General features: G+C 51.1%; 2 protein-coding genes. One reads left to right on the top strand and one right to left on the bottom strand.

Annotated elements, in window-relative coordinates:
- Positions 1-170 precede the first annotated feature (170 nt).
- Positions 171-1,088: a UDP-3-O-acyl-N-acetylglucosamine deacetylase gene (gene lpxC, locus BDE01S_RS09860; RefSeq protein ID WP_066080978.1), complete on the bottom strand. Its 918-nt coding sequence runs from the start codon at positions 1,086-1,088 to the stop codon at positions 171-173.
- Positions 1,089-1,616: 528 nt separating this feature from the next.
- Between lpxC and gap the strand changes: the two genes are divergently transcribed.
- Positions 1,617-2,621, top strand: coding sequence for a type I glyceraldehyde-3-phosphate dehydrogenase (gene gap / locus BDE01S_RS09855; protein ID WP_066080975.1), 1,005 nt, complete (start codon positions 1,617-1,619; stop codon positions 2,619-2,621).
- Positions 2,622-2,686 lie beyond the last annotated feature (65 nt).

Raw genomic sequence — 2,686 nt, 5'->3', positions numbered from 1 at the left:
CTGCGGCTTGCAGCCTTGTCTCAATCTAAATTGAAACGACTATAGCAACGTAGGGCGGGGTTGCTATCCCGCCCTACGAAACCAAACAAATTCCCCAATCCGATAAAAAAGCCGTCTGAAAAACAGCGTTTTTCAGACAGCTTTTACTCGATATATCCGATATTCGGATATTACGCCACGCTCGGCAGCTCGTGGAACGCATCGGGCAGATCGGCTTCGTCGGCAAATTCCACCCATTCGTAAGCGCTTTCATCGGCCAATACTGCACGCAGCAGGGCGTTGTTGATGGCGTGGCCGGATTTGTAGCCTTCAAATGCGCCGATAATCGGATGGCCGACGATATACAGATCGCCGATGGCATCGAGAATTTTGTGGCGCACAAATTCGTCGGGATAGCGCAGGCCTTCGGGATTTAATACATCCACATCGTCAATTACAATGGCGTTGTTCAGATTGCCGCCCAAGCCGAGGTTGTGAGCGCGCATCATTTCCACTTCCTGCATAAAGCCGAAGGTGCGGGCGCGGGCGATTTCGTCCACATACGACTGGCCTGCGAAATCGATTTCAAAAGTCGGCGCGCTGCGGTTGAATACAGGGTGGTCGAATTCAATGGTCAGAGTGACTTTGAAGCCTTCGTAAGGCGTGAATTTCACCCATTTGCCCGCTTCTTTAATTTCCACTTCTTTCAAAATCCGCAAAAACCGTTTGCGCGCGCCCTGATCGACGATGCCCGCATCTTGCAGCAGGTAGATAAAGGGCAGGCTGGAGCCGTCCATAATCGGGATTTCCGGCGCATTCAGCTCAATCAGCGCGTTATCCACACCGTAGGCCGACAGCGCCGACATGATGTGTTCGATGGTGCCGACGCGCACGCCGTTTTCGGTAACAATGGTCGAAGAAAGGCGCGTATCGTTAATCAGATACGGATTGAGCTTGATAATTTCGCCCTGCTCGCCTGGCAAATCGGTGCGGCGGAAGGCAATGCCGCTGTTTTCTGGTGCGGGGTGGAGCGTAAGCGCCACGCGTTCTCCCGAATGCAGGCCGACGCCGGTGACGCTGATGGATTTGGCAAGGGTACGTTGCAACATGGCAGCTTCCTTTTGCGGTGTCATGTAATAAACCGATGATACGATAAAAGCCAAAGGTTAATCCATTATTTTTCATAGTTTTTACTTATGATTTCGGTAGGCGGCGGAAAACCACAGGCCGTCTGAAAAATATGTGGGACTGATGTGGATAATATTCCCTTTATCCACAAATGCAACGGCAGGCGGTAAATATATCCGAAACCTTCCGCAGCCGCCCGGGCGGATTAAACGCCGGTATTTTTCAATCAAAACTATTTGATTTTAAAATAATTAAATAGTTTATCCACAGTCAAGCAGCCTGCTCATCAAAAATATCTTTTTAAATAATAGATTTTAAACTACATAAAAAGGCCATCCACAAGCTGCCCTACCACTTTGCCCGAAATATCGCGAATGGCCGCTAAACCTGCTTTTCTTTATTGAAATCAAATATTTTATACGTAACATCATGTAATTCTAGGTAGTAGTTTTATTTCACGCTACAATGCGGATAATGTCAATTTCCTTTCTGCTTACAAGGAGCATCCCATGAGCATTAAAGTTGCAATCAACGGCTTCGGCCGCATCGGCCGCTTGGCACTGCGCCAAATCGTGAAAACCGAAGGCATCGAAGTGGTGGCGGTAAACGATTTGACCCCTGCCGATATGCTGGTACACCTGTTCAAATACGATACCGCGCAAGGCCGCTTCCAAGGCACGGCCGAGCTGAAAGACGATGCCATCGTGGTCAACGGCAAAGAAATCAAAGTGTTTTCCAACCCCAACCCCGAAGAGCTGTCGTGGGGCGAGCTGGGCGTGGACGTGGTATTGGAATGCACCGGCTTCTTTACCAGCAATGAAAAATGCCAAGCCCACATCCGCGCCGGCGCGCGTAAAGTCGTGATTTCCGCACCGGGCGGCAACGATGTGAAAACGGTGGTATTCGGCGTAAACGAAGGCATTTTGGACGGCTCCGAAACCGTGATTTCCGCCGCTTCCTGCACCACCAACTGCCTGGCGCCGATGGCTGCCGTGCTGCAAAAAGAATTCGGCGTCGTTGAAGGCCTGATGACCACCATTCACGCCTACACCGGCGACCAAAACACTTTGGATGCGCCGCACCGCAAAGGCGACAAACGCCGCGCCCGTGCCGCCGCGCAAAACATCGTGCCCAACAGCACCGGCGCCGCCAAAGCCATCGGTTTGGTTATTCCCGAGCTGAACGGCAAACTCGACGGCTCCGCCCAGCGCGTACCCGTTGCCACCGGCTCGCTGACCGAATTGGTGTCCGTATTGGAAAAAACCGTGACCAAAGAAGAAATCAATGCCGCGATGAAAGCCGCTGCCAACGAGTCTTACGGTTATACCGAAGACGAAATCGTTTCTTCCGACGTCATCGGCATCGAATTCGGCTCACTGTTCGACGCCACCCAAACCCGCGTGATGACCGTAGGCGACAAGCAGCTGGTGAAAACCGTGGCTTGGTATGACAACGAAATGTCTTACACCTGCCAGCTGATCCGCACGCTGAAATTCTTCGCCGCCAAAATCTGATTGGATTTTTAAGGAATAAAAAGCCGTCTGAAAGTTGTAAATAACTTTCAGACGGCTTTTTTTGT

Origin of the sequence: Bergeriella denitrificans NBRC 102155 (assembly GCF_001592185.1) — a bacterium.
GTDB classification, from domain to species: Bacteria; Pseudomonadota; Gammaproteobacteria; order Burkholderiales; family Neisseriaceae; genus Neisseria; species Neisseria denitrificans.
The sequence above is the reverse complement of the archived record's forward strand: the minus strand, read 5'-3'. Positions and strand labels throughout refer to the sequence as shown.